The organism is Gillisia sp. Hel1_33_143, assembly GCF_900104765.1.
In the GTDB taxonomy this organism is placed as follows: domain Bacteria; phylum Bacteroidota; class Bacteroidia; order Flavobacteriales; family Flavobacteriaceae; genus Gillisia.
In genome coordinates, this window is the sequence record NZ_LT629737.1 from 2,828,117 (window position 1) to 2,850,454 (window position 22,338).

Consider the following 22,338-nt stretch of genomic DNA (forward strand, 5'->3'; position numbering starts at 1 on the left):
GTAAAACTGCCGATAATGAAATTTTTAAATTTTATACTATTTCTAATAATCTTTACATTTATTAATGCTTGTAATCAAAAGGCAAATGAGAACGAGAATAGAAATGAGACGAGCGTGGCACCAAATAGAGAGCTCTCTAATGACTTTAAGAAATACTGGTTTTCTGGCGAGGCGGAGATAACTACTTATAAGTTAGATCAATTTAGATATAACGAACAGCGCGAAGGCACCGTCTCTCTTATCTACGTAACTGAAGATTTCAATACTGAAGCGCAGGTAAAGACCGATAAGAAAAATAATAATTCAGAACCAATACTCAAGCTTAATGCCGTTAAAAAGTTCACTACCGGAATTTATCCGTATTCTATTATGGAAAGTACTTTTTATCCATTAAATAAAGAGGAGCACGCTTTAAAAGTTACTGCTTCCTCACAAGAATGGTGTGGGCAGATGTATTTACAGTTAAATAATAACAAAAATTTTAAACTTATAGCTCATAGCTATTTTGAAGATCTTGCAGATACAGCATTAAATTTAAAAAAGATCTGGTTGGAAAATGAAATATGGACTCAGCTAAGAATCGCTCCCAATAAATTACCAACAGGAGATATAGAGATATTGCCATCTTTTGAATACTTGTTATTAAATCATAAAACCATACATCCATACACTGCACTTGCAGAGTTTTATCAAAAAGAAGAGCTTTCTGTATATAAGATCTCATATCCAGAATTAGATAGAACCTTAAAGATCTATTATCATAATGAGTTTCCATATAACATAGAAAAGTGGGAAGAAACCGTTATAATAAATGGTAAAGAATACGTGACATCTGCTATAAAAATGAAAACTATAAAATCTGATTACTTGAACAAAAATTCTAATAAAGATTTATCTTTGCGCGACACGCTTAATTTAGATTGATGTACGAACTAGTAACGGTTTATAAAAATGAAATTGGCTATACTATTGCCATCTTCGTGCTATTGATAATTTTTCAATTTCTCTTAAAGCAAGCAGCTCATAGAGTTGGAAAGAGAAGTGAGATAAATATTACACGTACCAGATTAATGTTCAAATACATTAATATTTTGGTGATCTTAATTGCATTCTTCTTATTATCTATAGCATGGGGAATGGGTATGCAACAGATCTCTTTAATTTTCTCGTCTGTATTTGCTGTTATTGGTGTTGCCTTGTTCGCCATCTGGTCTATACTAAGCAACATTACGTCTGGAGTTATTCTATTCTTCTCTTTCCCTTATAAAATTGGTGATAAGATCAGAATTCATGATAAAGATATTCCAATAGAAGCAGTAATTGAAGATATTAAAGCATTTCATCTGCATTTAAGAACAGATGAAGGTGAGCTTACCACCTATCCAAATAATTTGATCTTACAAAAGGCAGTAACACTTATTCAGAAAGATGTTTACTTAGATGAGGGTAAAGATTCACTCTAGGAAACGCTAAATCTTATGGACTGGCAGTTATAAAGTTTATATATTTGAAGGACTTGAAAAACAACGCTTTCAAATGAAAAAAATTTTTGCGCTTTTAATCTGCCTCTCCTTCACTAGTTTACATGCTCAAACTCCCCAGAAATTAAACGCTGCAGAGATACATGAGTCTATTAAAAAACTAAATTTTCTCGGAAGCGTGCTTTATATAGCTGCCCATCCCGATGATGAAAATACAAGATTAATATCCTATCTCTCCAACAAAATACATGCAAGAACAGGGTATTTGTCATTAACTAGAGGAGACGGAGGGCAGAACCTTATAGGTCCCGAAATTAGAGAGCTTCTTGGGGTTATTCGAACACAGGAATTGTTGGCGGCAAGAAGAATAGACGGAGGAAATCAATTCTTTACACGAGCTATTGATTTTGGATATACCAAGACTCCAGATGAAACTTTGAATATTTGGAATAAGGATCAGGTGTTAAGCGATGTGGTTTGGACTATAAGAAACTTTAAGCCAGATGTAATTATAAATAGGTTTAATCATAGAACTTCCGGGGATACTCATGGGCAGCATACCGCTTCTGCCCTACTTAGTGTTGAGGCTTTTGATCTGGCAGGCGATAAAACAGCTTTTCAAGATCAATTAGCGCTAGCACAAACACATTATCCAAAAAGATTATTTTTTAATACCTCTCCGTGGTTCTATGGCAGTGACAAAGCGTTTGAAAAAGCAGATAAATCTAATTTCCTGAAGTTTGAAACCGGCGTTTATTTTCCCTCTCAGGGATTATCAAATCCTGAAATTGCAGCTCTAAGTAGAAGTTCCCATAGATCTCAAGGATTTGGTAGTGCGGGTTCAAGAGGAAGTCAGTTAGAATATATAGAACTAATAGCCGGAGAAATGCCAAAAGACACCTCAAATCTTTTTGATGGAATTGATACGTCCTGGAATAGAATTGAAGGAGGAAAAGAAATAGGTGAAATTCTTACGAACGTCCAGGCAAATTATAATTTTAAAGATCCATCTGCAAGCTTACCAGAACTGGCAAAAGCATACTCATTACTAGATCGATTAGATAATGGTTATTGGAAACAGGTAAAAATTAAAGAGATCAAGGAAATAATTGCAGCCTGTGCAGGATTATATTTAGATGCAAAAGTCTCGAGTGCTAACGCTTCTCCGGGTGAAGATATAGAAGTAAGTCTAGAGGCTATTAATAGAAGTAATTCTAGTTTAAGACTGGTATCTGTTAATCTAAGTACTGCTAAATCTAGTAGTAAGCCAGGAATTGATCTTACTAATAATATTGGCTGGTCTAGAAAGTTAAATCTAAGGATTCCTGAAAATGCAGAATATACAACTCCATATTGGTTAAGATCGCAATCTGGTATTGGAATGTATAATGTAAAAGACCAAAACCTAATAGGTTTACCGGAAACACCAAGAGACTTAAATGTTGAATTTAAAATCCTGGTAGAAGGGACAGAGATCCCTTTCACTAAAAATATTCTTTATGAATATACAGATGATGTTAAGGGTGAAATAATTCAGCCATTTGAAATCGTTCCTGCAGTATCTGTAAAATTTAATGAGAAAGTGATGATCTTTCCAGATGAAGCTTCCAAAAAAATAAGTGTAGTTCTTACTTCTCAAAAAGAAAAAGCTGCTGGTACGCTCAAACTCCAAGTACCAGATACATGGAAACTTACACCTGAGGTTGCAGACTTTGAAATTGAAGGTAAAGGGGCCTCCAAAACTTTTCAATTTAATATAACACCTCCTAATGGCGCAAGTGAGTCTGAAATTATTCCAATAGTAACTATAGGAAATAAAAAATATTCTGACGAGGTAGTTACTATAGATTATGATCATATCCCATTTCAATCTTTAATAGTACCTGCTAAAACCAAATTGGTAAAGCTGAACATTAAAAAGAAAGGGGACCAGATTGGATATATTGCCGGTGCCGGAGATGTAGTGCCAGAAAGTTTAGAACAAATTGGATATAAAGTTACCTTACTAGACGTTGATACTATTACCGCTAAAAATCTCGCAAAATATGATGCTTTAGTTATTGGAATTAGAGCCTACAATATTGTTGAAACTTTGAAATTCAAACAAGCAGAGCTTTTAAAATATGCATTCAACGGTGGAACATTAATAGTTCAATACAACAACAATCGCGGTATTTTAACCAACAAGCTTGCTCCATACAAACTAGAACTATCTAGAGATAGAGTTACAGAAGAAGATGCCGAGGTAAGTTTTTTAGAACCTGAAGCCTCCATTTTGAATACTCCAAATAAGATCACAGCTGCAGATTTTAATAATTGGGTGCAAGAACGGGGTTTATATTTTCCAGATTCTTGGGGCAAAGAATTTACACCTGTTCTTTCTATGCATGATACTAATGAGGAACCTATGAAAGGAAGCTTATTAATTTCTGAATATGGAAAAGGATATTTCATCTATACCGGATTAAGCTTTTTTAGACAATTTCCGGAAGGTGTGCCTGGAGCTTACCGCTTATTTGCTAATTTGGTTTCAATAGGAAAGTAAATGCAAAAACCTGAAAAATATATCTGGAAAAAAAGTTACACTTGGATGTTAGTTACCAACATGACGTACATTATTATGTTTTATGTAATAATGAAATCATTTTCTTAAAATGCAATTATTAGACTGGGTAGTACTTATTGGAACATTAACATTTATTGTAGCCTTTGGGGTTTATAAAACTCGAAATAGCAAAAATGTAAAAGACTATATAAAAGGAGGTGGAGATGCACAATGGTGGACCATTGGTCTTTCTGTTATGGCAACACAGGCTAGTGCTATTACCTTTCTCTCTACACCTGGGCAGGCATATCACGATGGAATGGGCTTTGTTCAATTCTACTTTGGATTACCAATTGCCATGGTGATTATTTGTATGGTATTTATTCCTATATATCATAAACTGCAGGTTTATACGGCTTACGAATATTTAGAGACCAGATTCGATCTTAAAACTAGAACCTTAACAGCACTACTATTTCTTACACAGCGTGGTCTTTCTGCGGGAATTACCATTTTTGCTCCTGCCATAATCCTATCTGCTGTATTAGGGTGGAATCTTACCACACTAACTATTTTAATAGGAGTTTTAGTAATTGTTTATACAGTTAGCGGCGGAACCAAGGCTGTAAATGTCACCCAAAAACAACAAATGGCTGTGATCTTTGGCGGAATGTTCGCTGCATTTTTTCTAATTATAAGCTACTTACCAGAAAACATAAATTTTAGCAATGCCTTACAAATTGCCGGTGCAAATGGAAAAATGAATGTGTTGGATTTCTCGTTCGATCTTAGCAATAGATACACCTTTTGGAGCGGAATTATTGGTGGAACATTTTTAGCTTTATCCTATTTTGGAACAGATCAAAGTCAGGTGCAAAGATATCTTACCGGTCGCTCTGTAAAAGAAATGCAACTTGGCTTATTATTTAATGGTTTATTAAAAGTGCCCATGCAATTCTTTATACTTCTAGTGGGAGTTATGGTATTTGTATTTTATCAATTTAATCAGGCGCCGCTTAATTTTAATCCAGCTGCAGAAAGAGCAGTACTAAATTCTGAATACGCTTCAGAATATCAAAGTTTAATGGATAGAAATGAGCAGCTTCAAAATGAAAAGCATAATGTTGCCATTCAATATGGAGAAAGTCTAAAGTCTCCTTCTTCAGAAGAAACCACAATTTATAAAGATAAAATGATGCAGCTTGATGTTGCTGAAAATGATACGCGAGAAAAAGCCAAAAAAATTATTGCTGCTACCAAACAAGATGTAGAAACCAACGATAAAGATTATGTCTTTATCCATTTCATTTTAAACAACTTACCTCGAGGATTGATCGGTTTGTTGCTTGCTGTAATCCTATCTGCCGCAATGTCTTCTACGGCATCAGAATTAAATGCACTTGCCTCTACCACAACTATAGACATTTACAAGAGAAATCTTAAGTCTGAAATTTCAGAAGAGAAATTAGTAAAAGCCTCAAAATACTTCACTTTGGGATGGGGGATCATCGCGATTATATTTGCAAGTTTTGCCAATTTATTTGATAATCTAATTCAGCTTGTAAATATTATAGGATCCATTTTCTACGGAAATGTATTAGGAATATTTCTTTTAGCTTTTTTTATAAAATATGTGAACAGCAATGCCGTTTTTATTGCGGCAATTATCACTCAGATCATAGTGATCTTTGCCTATGTTTTTGATACTATGGAGTATTTATGGCTTAATTTATTGGGCTGCGGATTGGTTATTTTAATAGCTATTATACTTCAAACAATTATATATTCACCAAACAAGAAATTGATCGATGACAACTAAAAGTTATAAATGGGGAATTATTGGTCTTGGTAAGATCGCACATAAATTTGCAGAAGATCTTCAAAGAGTTGAAGGAGCAGAATTATATGCCGTAGCCAGTAGATCTAGTGAAAAAGCAGAAGAATTTGCAGAGAAATTTGAAGCAGCTAAATTTTATAATTCTTATGAAGCCTTGGCGCAAGATCCCGATGTAGATATAATTTATATAGCTACCCCACATGTTTTTCATCATGCTAATACTATGATGTGTATTCAAAATAAAAAAGCGGTTCTGTGTGAAAAACCAATGGGAATTAATGAACATCAGGTTCAGGAAATGATAGCTGCCGCCAGAACCGAAAATGTGTTTTTAATGGAAGCTTTATGGACACATTTTTTACCTCATTTTGAATATATTTTAGATCTTGTACAAACCAAAAAATTTGGAAAACTAAAAGAACTCACTGCAGATTTTGGATTTGAAGCTCCCTTTAATTCTGAAAAAAGAATATTCAATAAAGAACTTGGTGGAGGTAGTCTTTTAGATGTTGGGATTTACCCTGTTTTTGCTGCTATGACGTTATTAGGAGAGCCGGATGCAATAAGTGCTACCGGAACGATAGGAAAAACAGGAGTAGATGAAGACTGTACCATCAATTTCAGCTATAAAAATGCTAAGGCAGAGTTAAGCAGTGCTATTAATAAAACTACTAATACAGAAGCAAAATTAATTTTTGAAGATGCAGAAGTGCTTATTAGAAGTAGATTTCATGAGCCTACTTCCCTATTTATAAAATCTAATGGGAAAGAAGAAACCAGAGGTTTTGATGTAGAATCTATAGGCTATAATTTTGAAGCTGCGCATATTCAAAAGATGCTATCAGAAAATAGAGTTGAAAGTACCGTTATGACACACAAAAAAAGTCTGTTACTAATTTCTTTATTAGATAAAATCAGAAAACAGATAGCACTAGAATATTAAATAGAAAAGCCTCAATAATACATCTTAATTATTATTATTGAGGCTTTTCTATTTAAATGTGGGCTTATTATTTAGCTCCCCATTTTTTCAAAGAATCCTGATTCATTTTTACGTAGTCTTTATTATTAGCTTTTTGTGCTAGATCTAATGATTTATTAGCACTAGAAATAGCTTCTTTTTTCATTCCTAATTCTGCTTCTATTAAAGAACGTCTTCTCCACATCCAATAAGCATCATTATTCCCTTCTGTAGCTTTTAATACCCATTCATGTGCTTGCTTAAGATCTTTCCCAGATTCATGATAATAACTAGCCGCTGCAAAATAATCCTCTTTTGTAGGACCGCTCATAACTTTTTCTATACTGGCCATCGTATTCTGTTCTGTAGGTACATTAATAGTAAGAGATGCAGCAGTATTCTCCCACACAAAATCCAAAACCATAGAATTGGTTAGTATATCATTGGGAATGATCGTAAAAGTTTCCATTTTAAAAGGAAGCTCGCTAACTTTAGCTTCAGCCTTAAGAGCTACTTTAGATTCTTCCCATTTCTCTGGAGTACCCCAATTTTTAGAATCTTTATAAAAGATAACTTGCCAGGAATCTTTATTTGGTATTGTATAAATTGCATATGTTCCTTTTTCCAAGCTTTTTCCTTCTATAGTCACATCATCACTAAAACTAATGATGGTGTTAGAGTTTGCACCGGTACGCCATATTTCACCAAATGGAACAAGGTCACCAAAAATGGTTCTGCCTTTCATATTAGGTCTTGAGTATTCAATTTTCACATCGGTTAACCCAACAGTTTGCTCTATCTTCCCAAACGCACTTGGCTGCGGAGATTTAATTTGAGCGTAAGATGGTAACGCTAATAAAGCGGTAAATAATACGAGTATTGATTTTTTCATAATTTCAGATTTAATTCATTCAAATATAATCATTAAAACATCAAAATTTTTGAACTTAGGAAGTTCAAATAGATAAAAATGTAGATTCTCAATAAAAAATAAAACAAAATAACAAGAACAATTGATTTAGTTTTTGTTTAACTTTTATTATTTTTAGTTAAACATTATAAGACCTAAATTTACCATACAATATCATATTATGAAAATATACAACCTTCACTCCAAACAAAAACTGCCTATTACTGTACAGCAAGCTTGGGACTTTTTATCAGATCCAAAGAATTTAAAAACTATAACTCCAGATTATATGGGATTTCATATTCTTTCTGGTGCAGATAGACCAATGTTTCAAGGTCAGATTATTCAATACATAGTAACTCCGGTAGCTGGAATTAAAACTAAATGGGTAACAGAGATCACTCATGTTAGAGATAAAGAATATTTTGTTGATGAACAGCGCTTTGGCCCCTATGATCTTTGGCATCATAAACATTTTATAAAGGAAATTCCAGGAGGTGTAGAGATGGAAGATATTATAGACTATAAAATTCCACTAGGAATTCTGGGGCAGTTAGTTCATCCCGTTTTAGTGGCTCCAAAATTAAAAGAGATCTTTACTTATAGAAAAAAGAAGTTAATAGAATTGTTTGGAGAATATGATGAAAGAGCTGCTCCTCAACCCACTTTAAAACAAGATGTATTAAATTAATACATCATTTTATAAAACATTTTATCATGAAGAAAAATATATTATTAATTGGAGGATCTAAAGGAATTGGGCTGGAAACGGCAAAAATCTTAGCTCCAGATCACAACGTTATTATAGCTTCTAGAAGCTCGGATAATCTTTCAGATCTTAACGTATCTCATTTAAAATTTGATGTTACTAAAGACAACATAGAAGATCTTGAACTTCCCGAAACCATAGATGGATTGGTATATTGCCCTGGAAGCATCAATCTAAAACCTTTTAAAATGCTTAAACCGGAAGCTTTTGTAGAAGAGCTTCAATTAAATTTTATATCATTAGTTAAGGTAGTACAAGGACTTTTGCCTAAGCTAAAAAATTCTGACCAGGCTAGTTTGGTCTTCTTTAGTACCGTAGCAGTTAAGGTAGGAATGCCTTTTCATACCAGTGTTGCTGCTGCTAAGGGAGCTATTGAAGGTTTTGCCAAAGCGTTGGCTGCAGAGTATACACCTAGCTTTAGAGTGAACGTAATTGCACCTTCCCTTACAAATACAGAATTAGCAGCTAAGCTTCTTTCTAACGAAGATAAGATCAAGAAAATGAATGAACGCCATCCTTTAAAAAGAGTTGGAGAGGCTGTAGATATCGCGAATATGGTTACCTTTCTCCTATCCGAAAAAAGCAGTTGGATGACTGGACAAATAATAGGAATGGACGGTGGAATGTCTACATTAAACGTTAATTAATGCAAGAAAAAGTTTCCATATTTTGGTTTAGAAGAGATCTTAGATTAGATGACAATGTTGGCCTTTTAGAAAGTTTAAAAGGAGACCTTCGAGTTTTACCAATTTTTATCTTTGATAGTGAAATATTAGAAAAATTACCCGAAGATGATGCTAGGGTAACCTTCATTTTCAATACACTACAAGATATGAGGAAAGAACTGCAAGAGGTTGATAGCTCTCTTGCTATGTATCATGGTAAACCTATAGACATCTTTGAAGATCTTCTCGAAAAATATGATGTAGCAAAAGTAGTTACAAATAGAGATTATGAGCCTTACGCTAAAGAAAGGGATAAAGAAATCCAAGATCTATTGAAGAAGCATGAGATTGATTTTGAAACCTACAAAGACCAGGTATTTTTTGAAAAAGATGAAGTTGTAAAAAGTGATGGAGACCCCTACGTAGTATATACTCCATATATGAAATTATGGAAAGAGACCTTTAAAAAGACAGATCTCACTATTCATTATACAAGTCAGTATTTAAATAATTTTATCAAAAATTCTAGGTTACCAAATCTGAGTTTAAAAGATATAGGATTTAAGAAATCAAACATTGAAGTTCCTGAATATGATGTCACTCCTACTCTCATACAGAACTACGAAGCTACACGAAATTATCCTGCAAAAGACGCTACTTCTCGCTTAGGTCCGCATCTTAGATTTGGTACTGTAAGTGTTAGGAAAATGCTTAAAAAGGCGATAGCCGAAAAGAATGAAATTTTTTGGCAAGAGTTAATTTGGAGAGAGTTTTTTATGCAGATCTTATGGCACTTCCCAAATACTGTAACAGATGCTTTTAAAGCCAAATATGATAGAATTGAATGGAGAAATAATGAAGATGAGTTTGAACTATGGAAACATGGCAAAACTGGCTATCCTATGGTAGATGCAGGAATGAGACAATTAAATGAGTCTGGCTTTATGCATAACAGAGTGAGAATGCTAGTTGGAAGTTTTTTATGCAAACATTTGTTAATAGACTGGCGCTGGGGTGAAGCCTATTTTGCCGAAAAGCTATTAGATTATGAAATGTCTTCTAACGTGGGAAACTGGCAATGGGTTGCCGGTAGCGGTGTAGATGCTGCTCCATATTTTAGGATCTTCAATCCTACAACTCAAATAGATGATTATGATAAAGACCATAAATATTTAAAGCAATGGATACCGGAATATGGTACAGACGAGTATCCGGAAAAAATGGTAGATCACAAAGAAGCTCGAGAAAGAGCATTATCCACATATAAAGCGGCAGTTTCTAATTAGAAGCTGCTTTTTTTTACATTATTAGTTTTCTAGCTTTTTCAAGATCTTCAGGTGTATCTATTCCTATTCCTTTAAAATCTGTTTCTACCATTTTAATATTCTTACCGTATTCCAAATACCTAATACATTCAATCTTTTCTGTAGCCTCCAAGGGTAACATAGGTAATCTATAAAAATCCATAAGTGCTCTTTTTCTAAAAGCATAAACCCCAATATGTTTGAAATAAGTTATTCCGGTAGTAGTGTCTCTAGGATATGGAACTGGAAATCTAGAAAAATACAAAGCTAGATTATCTTTATTAGTAATCACTTTTACATTATTTGGATTAGTGATCTCCTCACTATCCAACATTGATGTTTTTAATGACGCTAGATCAATTATTTCTTCCCTGTCTGATTGGAAGACCTCTAAAAGTTTATGAAGGCTTGGCTCGTCTATCAATGGTTCATCTCCCTGCACATTTACCACAATATCTACCTCCATATGCTCCACAGCTTCCGCAATTCTATCACTTCCGCATTCATGTTCTTTTTTACTTAAGATAACTTTTCCTCCAAAGCTTTCCACTTCTTTAAGAATAACTTGGCTATCTGTAACTACAAAAACATCATCAAAAAGCTTCGTGTTAACAGCTGCTTCATAAGTTCTTCTAATTACAGTTTTCCCATTTAGATCTTGCATAAGTTTCCCAGGAAACCTACTTGCTTCAAATCGGGCGGGGATCATTGCAATCGTTTTAAGTAAAATATGTGATTTCATCATTAAGATCTAATTTCTGGATTCTTCAATTTTCGGTAAAAAAATCATCTTTAAAACCAATAAGATATAATTTTTTTTGAGCACGGGTAACTGCCGTATATAGCCAACGAAGATAATCTTTATCTACACCATTAGGCAAATATGGCTGTTCAATAAAAACCGTATCCCATTGTCCACCTTGAGATTTATGACAAGTCATTGCATAAGAGAACTTTATTTGCAATGCATTAAAGAATTTATTGCCTTTAACCTTTAGAAACTTCTTGTATTTAGTGGTTTCATCCTGATAATCTAACATCACTTCTTGATAGAGCTTATTAGATTCATCATAAGTTAGGGAGGGTGTATTGCTTTCTAATGTATTGAGCATCACCACTGTTTCAAAAGGCTTCATTTTAGGATAATCTACCATTTGCACTTTTACTTCTGCAAACCTAAATCCGTATAATTCCTTAATTGCAAAGATTTCAAGCACTTTTATAATATCTCCATTCGCAATAAACCCCGCTTCAGAAGATGGTTTTATCCAGAAATAATTATTTTTTACCACCATTAAATAATCTCCAGTGGCAATTTCATCTTCTTGAAATAATATTCGAGATCTTATTTGCTGGTTATATTGATTGGCTCTTTTATTCGATCTTACAATAATACTGGTGTCTTCATGCCCTAAATTATCATAAGAATCCTGAATGGCGTCTAAGATATCCTGCCCATCGGTAAGTCTCACGAGGTCTGCCTGTTGCGTTAATTTAAATTTGAAAGAATCATAGAACTCTTCTGACAATGCCTCTCTAATGCGAGTAGCATTAAGTAAGATATCACTTTCTTCACTTTGTCTCACAACTTCATCTAGCTCTATATGAATTACTTCTTTATCATAATTGGCTCCAAGCGTATGTTCTTCCAACGCCGGGCTTAGATCCAATTTTACAGGAGGTAGCTGCGCAGTATCTCCTATAAAAATCAACTGGCATTTATGGCCGGAGTATACATATTGAATTAGGTCTGCCAAAAGACCGTTGTTTTCAAACAATTTAGAATCCTGACTTTCATCTGGTATCATAGAAGCTTCATCTACAATAAAAATGGCATTTTTATGTTTATTAGGCTGCAGAACGAACTGTACGCCAGATCCTCCCGTCTTTTTCGGAAAATAGATCTTTTTATGAATTGTTTGAGCTTCTTGATTGGAATAAAGGGAGATCACTTTTGCCGCTCTTCCTGTTGGTGCTAGTAAAATTCCAGAGCGTCTTAACTTCCATAAATTCTTTACCAACGCACTAATAATGGTAGTTTTACCAGTACCTGCAAATCCTTTTAAGAGAAAAATTGCATTTGGTGAAGGATCTACCACAAACTTAGATAATTGCTGTAATGCAATATCTTGTTTTAACTTGGCCTGAAAACCTAATTCGTTGAGTAAGAGTTTATAAAATTTATCGGCAGTAAGGGTTTCCATAGGCTTTTTTGCAAAACTCAAAGATAACAATGGATTTTTAGGGTAGAAACTTTTACGAATAAAAAAAAATTGTAGATTTGCGATGAACTCTAATTAATTTAAAAAATTCTAAAGCATGAAACTTTTATTTCAATTACTCCTTTGGATTGTAATAATCTTTTTGGGATATCTCGTTTTCAACGCAGTGTATGACCCAATCCAATTTAATAAAGTTAAAGAAAAGCGTTACTCCAAAGTAATTGACAGACTAAAAGATATTCGTGCTGCGCAATTAGCGCATCAAGAGATCACCGGTTCTTTTGAAAAAGATTTTGATGGTTTGATCAAGTTTATTGACACTGCAGAGTTTGTATTAACTCAACGTAGAGATACTACTTATCTTGATGAAGAATACAGAAAAGCATATGGTGTAGATAAATTGAAAGATGATTACGTTATAGATACCTTAGGATATGCTTCTGTAAAAGATTCATTATTCAAAAATTCTGACAGATATAAGAAAATGATGATCATTCCAGTAGAAGGAGTTGATGCTAAATTTGAAATGAGTGCAGGAACCCTTGTGAAGAATGATTCTAAAATCCCTGTTTTTGAAGTAAAAGTTCCTAAAAAAATTCTTTTGTTTGACCAAGATAAAGATCTTATCATGCAAGAAGAGCAAGTAGTCTCTGTGGAAGGAGTTAACGGTCCATTCATCACCCTTGGTTCTATGGAAGAGATCAAGACAGAAGGAAACTGGCCAAGAGCATACGATGATAAAGAATAAGGAAGAAATAAATAATAGAATAAAGTTGTCCATTCAAGTTTGCTTGAATGGACTTTCTTTTTGTATCCTAAATTTCAATACTAATGAAGTGATATGGTTCAAAAAGACAGAATTTCCAAAAGAATATAACCCTGTTAAGATCTTGGAAAAAATTGAAGAGATCTACAATTCTGAAGATATTCTAGATAGAAAATTTACGGAGGTTAAAGTTCTCTTTTCTCATGACCTTTATAGCATGGTACCTAAAGAGTTCTTTTTAGAAGATGAAGCCTCTAATTATCTTAAATACAATACTAAGATCTTAAAGACAGACGTGGTGGCACATGATGATCTAAAAGAGCAAGATCTTATTACTGTATATATTCCGTTTACAAATATCACCAACTATTTATTTGATAAGCATGGTGAATTTGAATATGTACACTCTGTTTCTGTTTTGATAGAAAGTATTTTTAGCCAAAGGCCTATTAGCGGAACTACGGTGTATTTAAATAATTACAAGACTTATTTTGATCTGGTTGTAGTTAAGGATAATGAATTGCTACTTAGCAATAGTTTTAATTATGACACCAAGGAAGATTTTATATACTATTTACTATTTACCGCAGAACAACTAGAACTAGTTCCTTCAGATTTTGAATTAAAGCTAATGGGTGAAATAGATATTGATTCTCCTTTTTATAAAATAGCATATCAATATATTAAAAATATAAGCTTCATAAAGCTAAACCTACATTTAAAACCACAGGAGTACAATGCTGAAAAATTTCAACAAGAAGCATTCTTACTCATAAAATCCATGCAATGAGAATAATTTCGGGCACTTTTAAAGGCAGAAGATTAACTGCACCAAAAAAACTTCCTGTTCGCCCTACTACAGATATGGCCAAAGAAGCTTTATTTAATATTCTTAATAACAAAGTTCACTTTAGTGGACTAAGTGTACTTGATCTATTTTCCGGAACTGGAAATATATCTTATGAATTTGCATCTAGAGGCTCGGCTCCAATAGTTTCTGTAGATGTCCATGTTGAGTGCGTGAAATTTATAAAAAAGACTAGTGATGAGCTAGAAATGAATATTCTGGCAATTAAGAGTGATGTTTATAAATATCTTGAGAAATCTGGTGCTAAAGCAGACATTATCTTTGCAGACCCACCGTATGACTTTACAGATGAGCAATTTAATAATATTGCAGAATTAGTTTTTGAACATGATGTCTTAAATGAAAATGGAATGTTAATAATAGAACACTCCAAACATACCGATATTTCTAGTGGAAGAAATTTTAATGAAGCTCGTAGATACGGAAATTCTGTATTTAGTTTTTTCTACGTATCTTAACGTGATGAGTGCACCCATTAAAACTTTAGAGTTAGAATTTACCACCTTAGAATTTTATAGCAATTATGTAATTTCTAGAGTGCATGAAGAAATTGTTTTCAGCAAACAACACATTCAAGAGCTAGTTGAAATTTGTTCTGAAGCTTTTAAAGATACCAAGTTTGCATATATCTCTAAACGTGATCATGTCTATAATGTAGACCCAAATGTTTATAGAGAACTTGAAATAGTCCGAAAAAACTTGATGGCTGTAGCAATTGTTAGTGATCGCGTTTCTACCTTGAATATTGCTCATTTTGAAAAAACATTCGCAAAAGTGAATTTTGAAATATTTATTTCTCTTGAAGATGCCATAGATTGGGCAACAGGAATATTAAAATAAAAAAGCAGATCTATAAGCCGGATTCTGTATCTCAGTAAAACTAAGATCCTTATCATTTATCTGAAATTTTTGTTGCCAAAAATCTTTAGCTGCCTACCCTCCAACAACGAGCGAGCCGCCCTTAAAAGCTGGTATACATGGCATTGCACCGCATAGAGTTTACCTGGTTTCACTACAGCATTACCTGTACATACTTTCTGCTGCACTTGTCCTGATCTTTCGACCGGTGGGCGTTACCCACTATGCTGCCCTATGGTGTCCGGACTTTCCTCTACTTCACCTAAGCGAAGCAGCGATAAGGCGATCTGCTTTCGGGCAAAGATACTTTACCATATCTAATTTCCTAACATCAACTTTAAAATTCCTTTTAAAAATTAGAAGATAAGATTTACCTATTAGCAATGGTATTTCTATATTTGTTCTTCAATAATTATCTATGGAGCATTTTGTTGTATCGGCACGAAAATACCGTCCTCAAACATTTAAAGATGTTGTAGGGCAGCAGGCAATTACCAATACGCTGCTTAATGCTATAGAACATAATCATCTTGCCCAAGCATTGTTGTTTACCGGTCCAAGAGGTGTTGGTAAGACTACCTGTGCGCGTATTCTGGCTAAAATGATCAACCATGATGGAACTCAAAAACCGGATGAAGATTTTGCCTTTAATATCTTTGAGCTAGATGCTGCTTCCAATAACTCTGTAGATGATATTCGAAATTTGATAGATCAGGTTAGAATACCGCCACAAGTTGGAAAATATAAAGTTTACATTATTGATGAGGTGCACATGCTTTCTGCATCTGCCTTTAATGCTTTTTTAAAGACTCTAGAAGAACCACCTAAGCATGCTATTTTTATTTTAGCAACTACAGAAAAGCACAAGATCATTCCAACTATCCTTTCAAGATGCCAGATCTTCGATTTTAAAAGAATTACCGTTACAGACGCCAAGAATTATCTAGGCTATATTGCTGAACAGGAAGGAGTGAATGCAGAAGAAGATGCTTTACATATTATCGCTCAAAAAGCAGATGGAGCTATGCGTGATGCTCTTTCTATTTATGACAGAGTGGTAAGTTTTAGCGGAGCCAATCTTACCAGACAATCTGTTACAGAGAATTTGAATGTTTTAGATTATGAGACCTATCTAAACATGACGCAACTTATTCTTGAAAATAATATCCCGCAACTACTTACAGATTTTAATGAGATATTATCTCATGGTTTTGATGGGCATCACTTTATATCTGGTCTGGCTTCTCACTTTAGAGATCTCATGGTATGTAAAGATCCTAAAACAATCAATCTATTAGAGGTTGGAGAAACTAGTAAAGCAAAATATTTTGATCAATCTCAGCAAACCACAATGCAATATCTGCTTAAAGGAATTGAAATGGCAAATGATTGTGATCTAAAGTATAAAAGCAGTCGCAATCAACGACTACTTGTTGAACTTTGCCTAATGCAGCTTGCCTCTATCACTTTTGATGGAGAAAAAAAAAACTCTGAGCCCTTCATAATTCCTGCAGCAAATTTTGCTGAAGCTTCTTCTCCTACTGCATTATCTCCAGAGAAAAAATCTCTTGTTCGAGATAACGAACATTCTTCTGTGTCTGCGATAGAAACAGTACCAACTATAACCAGTGAAGTGCAACCCACTTTTGAAAAAAGGGAGCAAGAGAAAATTTCTGAAAATCCATATAAAGAGAAAGAAGAAATTTCTGAAGCTAAAGCAGAAACTGTAGCGCATGAATCTATACCTCTTCCAAGTCCTCCTTCAGAAGTTAGATCTGAAAAGGTTTCCGGACTTTCCTTAAAAAGTATAAGAGCCAAAAAAGAGATCCTTGCTAGAAAGAGTGAGGTAAATGCCAATACTATTGAAGAGAAGAATGAAGAGTTTACAGAAAATCAACTTCAGGCCGGCTGGGATGAGTATATACATAGGCTTAAGCATAAAGGCTCGAAGATATTGGCATCTATCATGGAAACAGATATGCCAAAATTAAAGGGTAAGGTAATAGAGGTTACCTTGCCAAATGAAACTATGAAAAATGATCTTGAAAAAGGTCAACATCAGCTCATAAGTTTTTTGAAAAAGAAACTCCAAAATACTTTTATAAGTCTTGAGATCACTGTTAATGAGCAAGCCGTTAAAAAGTATGCTTACTCTAATATTGAGAAATTCAATAAGCTGAAGGAGAAAAATCCGCTGATAGAAAAATTAAGAACAACTTTTGATTTAGACGTATAACTATGCTTGGTTTAAAATTACCTACAGACCCCAGATGGGCTCATATTGCAGAAAAGAATATAGAAGAGATCTTAATAGATCATGCTTATTGTGAGCAAAAGGCCGCATCTACGGCTATTTCTCTTATCGTTTCTTTTCCGGAGTATTCTGAACTTGTTACAGAAATGACCTCTTTAGCTAGAGAAGAGATGGGACATTTTAAAATGGTTCATGACAAACTTTTAGCCCGTGGTTATGTAATGGGGTGGGATCGAAAGGATGAATATGTAATTAAGCTGAGAGCGTTTTTTCCTAAAGGTGGTAGCAGAGTAACACAATTAGTACATAGATTATTGATTGCTGCTTTAATAGAAGCAAGAAGTTGCGAACGCTTTAGATTGTTATCTGAAGAACTACAAGAAGCAGAATTAAGAGATTTTTATAAGCATCTAATGATAAGCGAAGCAAACCATTATACGCTATTCTTAAATTTCGCTAGAAAATATGGAGATAGAAAAGAAGTAGATCAAAAATGGCAGGAACTATTAGTCTTTGAAGCAGAGATCATAAAAGATCTCGGCACTAAGGAGAGCATCCACGGATAAATTTAACTATCTAATTTCTCTTGATATAAAGATTTTATGATACCATCTGCCAATCCAATTTTTGGAACATAAATTCTTCTTGCCTTGGTCCATTTCATAGCAGAAAGATAAATTTTTGTAGCGGGTATAATAACATCTGCTCTATCTGCATTTAAATTCAATTCTGTGATACGCTCTTCATAAGTAAAAGAGTTTAGGAGCTGATAGTAAGAACTTAGGTACAAAAAGCTTAGAGGTTTTCCAACAGCCTTTCCGGAACTTTTAAAGATGTTATTGATATTTCCTCCAGATCCTATTAGATCTATTTTGTGATAAGGATGAGTTACTTTCTTGATCCAAGATTCTACTTCTTCCCACAAATCTGGTTCTACTATATTTTTTAGCAATCTTACCGTTCCTAATTTAAAAGATCTAGATGCTATTGTATGCCCTTCAGAATATAGCGTAAACTCTGTACTTCCTCCTCCCACATCTACATAGAGATAGGTCTTATCACTGTGTATTAATGCATGTAGATCTGTTGCAGCAATTATGGAAGCTTCATGATTACCGTCTATAATATCAATCTTAACACCTGTTTCTCGCAAAATAAGATCTGCAACCTCTTGCCCATTGTTTGCCTCCCGCATGGCAGAAGTAGCACAAGCCTGATATTTATCAATTTTGTGAGATTTCATCAATAATTGAAAAGCCTGCATAGTATCTACCATTCTACTTGTATTCTCTTCAGAAATTATTTTATTCATAAAAACATCAGACCCAAGTCTAATTGGAACTCTTACCAAAGAAGTCTTCTTAAAAATAGGTTCTTTATCTGGTTGCTCTGTTATAGTAGATATTAATAACCTTACGGCATTAGAACCTATATCTATAGCGGCGTATTTTCTTTGTTGGATCACTGTTGGTAGTTTTCTAATTTCTTCTGATAATATTCATACAAAGCAAATTGAGATCTTATCTTAGGTTGATCATTTCTTCTATACGCGTTATCCTGATCTAAGCAATAAATTCTTGCCTTTACATTGTCTTCCCAGCTTATATTAAAGGTATCTAAGATTTCATTCTTTATATCTTCATCGTAGATGGGACATGATACTTCTACTCTAAGATCCATATTTCTTGTCATCCAATCTGCAGAAGATATATATATCTTATTATTTCCAGCATTTTCAAAAATATAAACTCGCGGATGCTCCAGAAACTTATCTATGATACTTATAGCTTCAATATTTTCGCTCATTCCGGGAACACCGGGAATTAACGAACAGATTCCACGTACAATCAATTTTATCTTGACTCCCGCTCTACTGGCATCATAAAGCTTATCTATCAATGTAAAGTCAGACAAACTATTCAGCTTTAATTTAATTCCGCTAGGTTTACCTGCTTGCGCATTTTCGATCTCTGTAGTAATAAGCTTAATAATTGCAGTTCTGGTATAATGTGGAGATACTAATAAATGTTTGTACCTACTCACTTTATAGTTAATCTCAAAAAAGTCGAATACCTTGTTGATTTCTTTTAAAAGCTCTTGATTTCCTGTAAAAAGAGTATAATCTGTATAGATCTTAGAAGTAGATTCATTAAAATTCCCGGTGCTTAAAAAGCCGTATTTAATAAGTTTTCCATTCTCTTCTCTTTCTATAACACAGGTTTTACAATGAACTTTTAGTCCGGTTACACCAAAAATAAGTTCTACTCCCTCTTGCTGCATCTGTTCTGCATACCTAATATTGGCAACTTCATCAAACCTCGCCCTTAATTCTATTTGGACAGTTACTTTTTTTCCGTTTTTCACCGCATTTATAAGGGAGCTTGCAATGTGAGAGATCTTTGCCAATCTATATATGGTGATCTTAATGGTTCTTACCTTAGGATCTAGCGCTGCTTCTCTAAGAAACTTTACTACATATTGAAATGTTTGATATGGCGTATAAAGTAAATAATCCTTTTTAGCAATAAAACCTAACAAGCTCCCCTGAAGCACTAATCCTGGAATTGGAAGTGGGTCTATAGGCTTGTACAATAATTTATCATTTCCGAGACTAGGAAAATCCATATAATCTCTTCTGTTATGATACCTACCCCCAGGAATAATACTATCTGTAGAATCTATTCCCATTTTGCTCATTAGGTAACCAAGTGTATCTTCGTCTATATTCATATCATAGACAAATCTTACAGGATCTCCTTTTATCCTGTCTTTAACACTCATAGAAATCTTTTCGATAAAACTCTTACTAAGATCACTATCAATATCTAATTCTGCATCTCGTGTGATCTTTATCATATGTGCAGAGACACTCTCATATTCAAAAATGTTGAAAATGGTCTTAAGATTAAATCTTATAAGATCATCTAAAAGAATAATATATTGCTTGCCATCTTCTTCCGGAAGCACCACGAAGCGATTAATACTTCTTGGAATTTCTATAAGTACATACTTCTTATCTCGAATATGTCTATTTAATAATTTTGAGATACCTTGTTGAGGAACTTCTTCCTTCATCACCATCTTTACTGCTAAATAGGCTGCACTATCTTTTAAACTAGGTACTCTAACTAGATCATTAAGAATTATAGTTACCAATGCGGGACTCACTTTGGTTAGAAAATAATTCTTTATAAAGATCTCTTGAGATTCTGAAACTTGTTTTTCATTGATAATAAAAATATCATGATCGCGAAGATTGTCCTGAATTTTATCTAAAACTCTTAAACTCTCAGATTGCTGTTCTATCACTATTTGTGTGATCTCCTCTAATAATTTACCAGCTTTTATACCTCCAAGAACGCTTTTTGCACTTTTCCCTGCCAGATCAATTCTTTTAATAGTAGCATAACGCACCTTAAAAAATTCATCTAAATTATTTGAAAATATTCCTAAAAATCTAAGCCTTTCAATAAGAGGAACAGACTCATCTTCTGCTTCCTGAAGTACTCTTGCATTAAACTGAAGCCAACTTAATTCTCTATTAATATATTGATTATGATTCATGTAACTTATCGTACGTTTTTGGGGAACAAGTGTAAAATTATTTTTCCTTTTTTAAGGACTTTCCAGGTATTTACTTCAAGATCTAATATAACAAGTCCTGTGGTTGGTATATTCTCAAAATATATATCTCCAAGACTATTTACTAATTCTGTAATTGCTGGATTATGGCCAAATACCATGAGCACATTCACAGAATCATCACAAGATTCTATTTGAAACTTAAGATCTGGTTTGCTAAAAGTATATAATCTACTTTTCACAAAAAAATCTGAATCTTTAATTTGCAATTTATTCTTAAAGATCTTTGCAGTTTCTAATGCTCTTACAGCATCACTAGACCAAATTACATCCGGCTTATTTTGCGACATGTTATAAGTTCTAAAGACAACTTCTGCATCTTTATAAGCTCTTTCTTTAAGGGGTCTTTCATGATCTGGCAAACGCTGTTCCCAGGATGATTTACCATGTCTAACCAAGATCAGTCTTTTCATAATTAGGGTGCTAAACGTTTATAGGACCAAGAATTTTCGTCTTTTTCGAATAGAATTCTATCGTGAAGCCTGCTTTCTCTTCCTTGCCAAAATTCAATACTTACAGGTCTAACTAAATAGCCACCCCAGAATTGTGGTTTGGGAATTTCTTTCCCATTAAATTTTGCTTTTAACTCCTCTAGTTTTCTTTCCAAAACTTCTCTAGATTCTATTTTAGAACTTTGATTAGAAGCCCATGCTCCAAGCTGGCTCCCTTTTGGACGAGATCTAAAATATTCTTCTGCTTTCTCTTCAGAAGATCTTTCCGCTAAGCCTTTAATTATTACTTGTCGCTCTAATGTAGGCCAGAAAAAAGATATACAAACCTGGGGATTTTTAGCAATAGCCAATCCCTTTTCTGAAGTGTAATTGGTATAGAAAATAAAGCCATCTTCACTATATTCCTTTAAAAGCACCACCCTACTTTTAGGAAATCCATCATCACCAATTGTAGAAACAGTCATAGCATTTACTTCATGCTGATCTTTTTGAGCTTCCATTTCTTCGAACCAGTTGGTAAACAATTGATAAGGATTACTTGAAATTTCAAACTCTAAGAGCTTACCTTTAGTATAATTTCTTCTGTAATCTGCTAAGTTCTTACCCATAAAAAAAGTTTAATGCAATTTACAAGTTTAGAAAATAAGAGCAGTAAAAAAATACAAAGTTTAGAGGTCCTAATATTTTCTTAAAATCAAATTACACTGTTAACCGTAATATTTTAAAAATCAACACTTTAAGATTTTAACTTCATGAATACGTAGTTCTAAAGAAGTATTTTAACTATTATTTCAACCTTTTATC

General features: G+C 33.8%; 21 protein-coding genes and 1 other RNA gene. 14 read left to right on the forward strand and 8 right to left on the reverse strand.

Going from position 1 to position 22,338, the window contains the following annotated elements; all coding sequences use genetic code 11:
- The first annotated feature begins 15 nt into the window (after positions 1–15).
- From BLT84_RS13170 to BLT84_RS13190, 5 genes are all read left to right on the forward strand, one after another.
- Positions 16–924 carry a septum formation inhibitor Maf gene (locus BLT84_RS13170; protein ID WP_231929335.1) on the forward strand — a complete coding sequence of 303 codons (909 nt, stop codon included), beginning with the start codon at positions 16–18 and terminating at the stop codon, positions 922–924.
- Positions 924–1,463: a mechanosensitive ion channel domain-containing protein gene (locus BLT84_RS13175; protein ID WP_034893141.1), complete on the forward strand. Its 540-nt coding sequence runs from the start codon at positions 924–926 to the stop codon at positions 1,461–1,463. The genes BLT84_RS13170 and BLT84_RS13175 overlap by 1 nt, the downstream gene beginning before the upstream one ends.
- Before the next feature lie 73 nt (positions 1,464–1,536).
- Positions 1,537–4,026 (forward strand): PIG-L family deacetylase, encoded by a 2,490-nt coding sequence (locus tag BLT84_RS13180; protein ID WP_091266555.1) that lies wholly within the window; start codon positions 1,537–1,539, stop codon positions 4,024–4,026.
- A 109-nt stretch (positions 4,027–4,135) separates the two neighbouring features.
- Complete coding sequence (locus BLT84_RS13185) at positions 4,136–5,845, forward strand: sodium:solute symporter (protein ID WP_091266558.1); 1,710 nt, start codon at positions 4,136–4,138, stop codon at positions 5,843–5,845.
- Positions 5,835–6,806, forward strand: coding sequence for a Gfo/Idh/MocA family protein (locus BLT84_RS13190; protein WP_091266561.1), 972 nt, complete (start codon positions 5,835–5,837; stop codon positions 6,804–6,806). The genes BLT84_RS13185 and BLT84_RS13190 overlap by 11 nt, the downstream gene beginning before the upstream one ends.
- Before the next feature lie 67 nt (positions 6,807–6,873).
- Here the strand turns inward: BLT84_RS13190 and BLT84_RS13195 are convergent, their stop codons facing one another.
- Positions 6,874–7,716 (reverse strand): DUF2911 domain-containing protein, encoded by an 843-nt coding sequence (locus BLT84_RS13195; protein WP_091266565.1) that lies wholly within the window; start codon positions 7,714–7,716, stop codon positions 6,874–6,876.
- A gap of 199 nt (positions 7,717–7,915) precedes the next feature.
- On the opposite strand from BLT84_RS13195, the gene BLT84_RS13200 reads away from it, so the two are divergent.
- From BLT84_RS13200 to BLT84_RS13210, 3 genes are read left to right on the forward strand one after another with little or no spacing between them, the layout of a single operon-like run.
- Positions 7,916–8,425, forward strand: a complete 510-nt coding sequence (locus BLT84_RS13200; RefSeq protein WP_034893156.1) for an SRPBCC family protein — start codon at positions 7,916–7,918, stop codon at positions 8,423–8,425.
- 26 nt (positions 8,426–8,451) lie between these two features.
- Positions 8,452–9,150: an SDR family NAD(P)-dependent oxidoreductase gene (locus BLT84_RS13205; protein WP_091266568.1), complete on the forward strand. Its 699-nt coding sequence runs from the start codon at positions 8,452–8,454 to the stop codon at positions 9,148–9,150.
- On the forward strand, positions 9,150–10,454 hold the full coding sequence (locus BLT84_RS13210; protein WP_091266572.1) for a cryptochrome/photolyase family protein: 1,305 nt from the start codon (positions 9,150–9,152) through the stop codon (positions 10,452–10,454). The genes BLT84_RS13205 and BLT84_RS13210 overlap by 1 nt, the downstream gene beginning before the upstream one ends.
- A 13-nt stretch (positions 10,455–10,467) precedes the next feature.
- On the opposite strand, the gene kdsB is transcribed toward BLT84_RS13210, so the two are convergent.
- Both kdsB and BLT84_RS13220 read right to left on the reverse strand, forming a co-directional pair.
- Entirely contained in the window at positions 10,468–11,214 is a 747-nt protein-coding gene (kdsB, locus tag BLT84_RS13215; protein WP_091268237.1) for a 3-deoxy-manno-octulosonate cytidylyltransferase, read from the reverse strand.
- A gap of 25 nt (positions 11,215–11,239) precedes the next feature.
- A complete protein-coding gene (locus BLT84_RS13220; RefSeq protein WP_091266575.1) occupies positions 11,240–12,676 on the reverse strand; it encodes an ATP-dependent RecD-like DNA helicase in 1,437 nt (478 codons plus the stop codon).
- Positions 12,677–12,791: 115 nt separating this feature from the next.
- Between BLT84_RS13220 and BLT84_RS13225 the strand changes: the two genes are divergently transcribed.
- The 4 genes from BLT84_RS13225 to BLT84_RS13240 are packed head-to-tail and all read left to right on the forward strand — an operon-like array spanning position 12,792 to position 15,168.
- The gene (locus tag BLT84_RS13225; protein ID WP_034893168.1) at positions 12,792–13,442 is read left to right on the forward strand and encodes a hypothetical protein; all 651 of its coding nucleotides are present in this window, start codon (positions 12,792–12,794) and stop codon (positions 13,440–13,442) included.
- Positions 13,429–14,250 carry a DUF3822 family protein gene (locus BLT84_RS13230; RefSeq protein ID WP_091266578.1) on the forward strand — a complete coding sequence of 274 codons (822 nt, stop codon included), beginning with the start codon at positions 13,429–13,431 and terminating at the stop codon, positions 14,248–14,250. The genes BLT84_RS13225 and BLT84_RS13230 overlap by 14 nt, the downstream gene beginning before the upstream one ends.
- On the forward strand, positions 14,247–14,786 hold the full coding sequence (locus BLT84_RS13235) for an RsmD family RNA methyltransferase (protein ID WP_091266581.1): 540 nt from the start codon (positions 14,247–14,249) through the stop codon (positions 14,784–14,786). The genes BLT84_RS13230 and BLT84_RS13235 overlap by 4 nt, the downstream gene beginning before the upstream one ends.
- Before the next feature lie 4 nt (positions 14,787–14,790).
- Positions 14,791–15,168, forward strand: a complete 378-nt coding sequence (locus BLT84_RS13240; RefSeq protein ID WP_034893178.1) for a hypothetical protein — start codon at positions 14,791–14,793, stop codon at positions 15,166–15,168.
- Here BLT84_RS13240 and rnpB read toward each other — a convergent pair.
- Positions 15,166–15,480: RNase P RNA component class A (rnpB, locus tag BLT84_RS13245), an RNA gene on the reverse strand. The two genes, BLT84_RS13240 and rnpB, sit on opposite strands and share 3 nt — an antisense overlap.
- Before the next feature lie 124 nt (positions 15,481–15,604).
- On the opposite strand from rnpB, the gene BLT84_RS13250 reads away from it, so the two are divergent.
- Positions 15,605–17,422: a DNA polymerase III subunit gamma/tau gene (locus BLT84_RS13250; protein ID WP_091266583.1), complete on the forward strand. Its 1,818-nt coding sequence runs from the start codon at positions 15,605–15,607 to the stop codon at positions 17,420–17,422.
- A gap of 2 nt (positions 17,423–17,424) precedes the next feature.
- Positions 17,425–18,006, forward strand: a complete 582-nt coding sequence (locus BLT84_RS13255; RefSeq protein ID WP_034893184.1) for a tRNA-(ms[2]io[6]A)-hydroxylase — start codon at positions 17,425–17,427, stop codon at positions 18,004–18,006.
- Positions 18,007–18,008: 2 nt separating this feature from the next.
- Here the strand turns inward: BLT84_RS13255 and BLT84_RS13260 are convergent, their stop codons facing one another.
- Genes BLT84_RS13260 through pdxH form a run of 4 tightly spaced genes read right to left on the reverse strand, consistent with a single transcriptional unit; the run spans position 18,009 to position 22,142 of the window.
- Positions 18,009–18,905, reverse strand: coding sequence for an exopolyphosphatase (locus tag BLT84_RS13260; protein ID WP_034893187.1), 897 nt, complete (start codon positions 18,903–18,905; stop codon positions 18,009–18,011).
- Positions 18,902–21,004, reverse strand: coding sequence for a polyphosphate kinase 1 (gene ppk1 / locus BLT84_RS13265; RefSeq protein ID WP_034893190.1), 2,103 nt, complete (start codon positions 21,002–21,004; stop codon positions 18,902–18,904). Before ppk1 ends, BLT84_RS13260 begins: the two co-directional genes overlap by 4 nt.
- A gap of 5 nt (positions 21,005–21,009) precedes the next feature.
- Positions 21,010–21,495 carry a SixA phosphatase family protein gene (locus BLT84_RS13270; protein WP_091266586.1) on the reverse strand — a complete coding sequence of 162 codons (486 nt, stop codon included), beginning with the start codon at positions 21,493–21,495 and terminating at the stop codon, positions 21,010–21,012.
- A 2-nt stretch (positions 21,496–21,497) separates the two neighbouring features.
- A complete protein-coding gene (pdxH, locus tag BLT84_RS13275; RefSeq protein ID WP_091266589.1) occupies positions 21,498–22,142 on the reverse strand; it encodes a pyridoxamine 5'-phosphate oxidase in 645 nt (214 codons plus the stop codon).
- Between the last annotated feature and the right edge of the window lie 196 nt (positions 22,143–22,338).

Coding starts and splice junctions, on each gene's coding strand:
- BLT84_RS13240 (WP_034893178.1), top strand. CDS start 14,791: ATGAGTGCACCCATTAAAACTTTAGAGTTAGAATTTACCACCTTAGAA.
- BLT84_RS13185 (WP_091266558.1), top strand. CDS start 4,136: ATGCAATTATTAGACTGGGTAGTACTTATTGGAACATTAACATTTATT.
- BLT84_RS13190 (WP_091266561.1), top strand. CDS start 5,835: ATGACAACTAAAAGTTATAAATGGGGAATTATTGGTCTTGGTAAGATC.
- BLT84_RS13250 (WP_091266583.1), top strand. CDS start 15,605: ATGGAGCATTTTGTTGTATCGGCACGAAAATACCGTCCTCAAACATTT.
- pdxH (WP_091266589.1), bottom strand. CDS start 22,142: ATGGGTAAGAACTTAGCAGATTACAGAAGAAATTATACTAAAGGTAAG.
- kdsB (WP_091268237.1), bottom strand. CDS start 11,214: ATGAAATCACATATTTTACTTAAAACGATTGCAATGATCCCCGCCCGA.
- BLT84_RS13225 (WP_034893168.1), top strand. CDS start 12,792: ATGAAACTTTTATTTCAATTACTCCTTTGGATTGTAATAATCTTTTTG.
- BLT84_RS13270 (WP_091266586.1), bottom strand. CDS start 21,495: ATGAAAAGACTGATCTTGGTTAGACATGGTAAATCATCCTGGGAACAG.
- BLT84_RS13255 (WP_034893184.1), top strand. CDS start 17,425: ATGCTTGGTTTAAAATTACCTACAGACCCCAGATGGGCTCATATTGCA.
- BLT84_RS13195 (WP_091266565.1), bottom strand. CDS start 7,716: ATGAAAAAATCAATACTCGTATTATTTACCGCTTTATTAGCGTTACCA.
- BLT84_RS13170 (WP_231929335.1), top strand. CDS start 16: ATGAAATTTTTAAATTTTATACTATTTCTAATAATCTTTACATTTATT.
- BLT84_RS13200 (WP_034893156.1), top strand. CDS start 7,916: ATGAAAATATACAACCTTCACTCCAAACAAAAACTGCCTATTACTGTA.
- BLT84_RS13205 (WP_091266568.1), top strand. CDS start 8,452: ATGAAGAAAAATATATTATTAATTGGAGGATCTAAAGGAATTGGGCTG.
- BLT84_RS13210 (WP_091266572.1), top strand. CDS start 9,150: ATGCAAGAAAAAGTTTCCATATTTTGGTTTAGAAGAGATCTTAGATTA.
- BLT84_RS13230 (WP_091266578.1), top strand. CDS start 13,429: ATGATAAAGAATAAGGAAGAAATAAATAATAGAATAAAGTTGTCCATT.
- BLT84_RS13175 (WP_034893141.1), top strand. CDS start 924: ATGTACGAACTAGTAACGGTTTATAAAAATGAAATTGGCTATACTATT.
- BLT84_RS13235 (WP_091266581.1), top strand. CDS start 14,247: ATGAGAATAATTTCGGGCACTTTTAAAGGCAGAAGATTAACTGCACCA.
- BLT84_RS13180 (WP_091266555.1), top strand. CDS start 1,537: ATGAAAAAAATTTTTGCGCTTTTAATCTGCCTCTCCTTCACTAGTTTA.
- ppk1 (WP_034893190.1), bottom strand. CDS start 21,004: ATGAATCATAATCAATATATTAATAGAGAATTAAGTTGGCTTCAGTTT.
- BLT84_RS13220 (WP_091266575.1), bottom strand. CDS start 12,676: ATGGAAACCCTTACTGCCGATAAATTTTATAAACTCTTACTCAACGAA.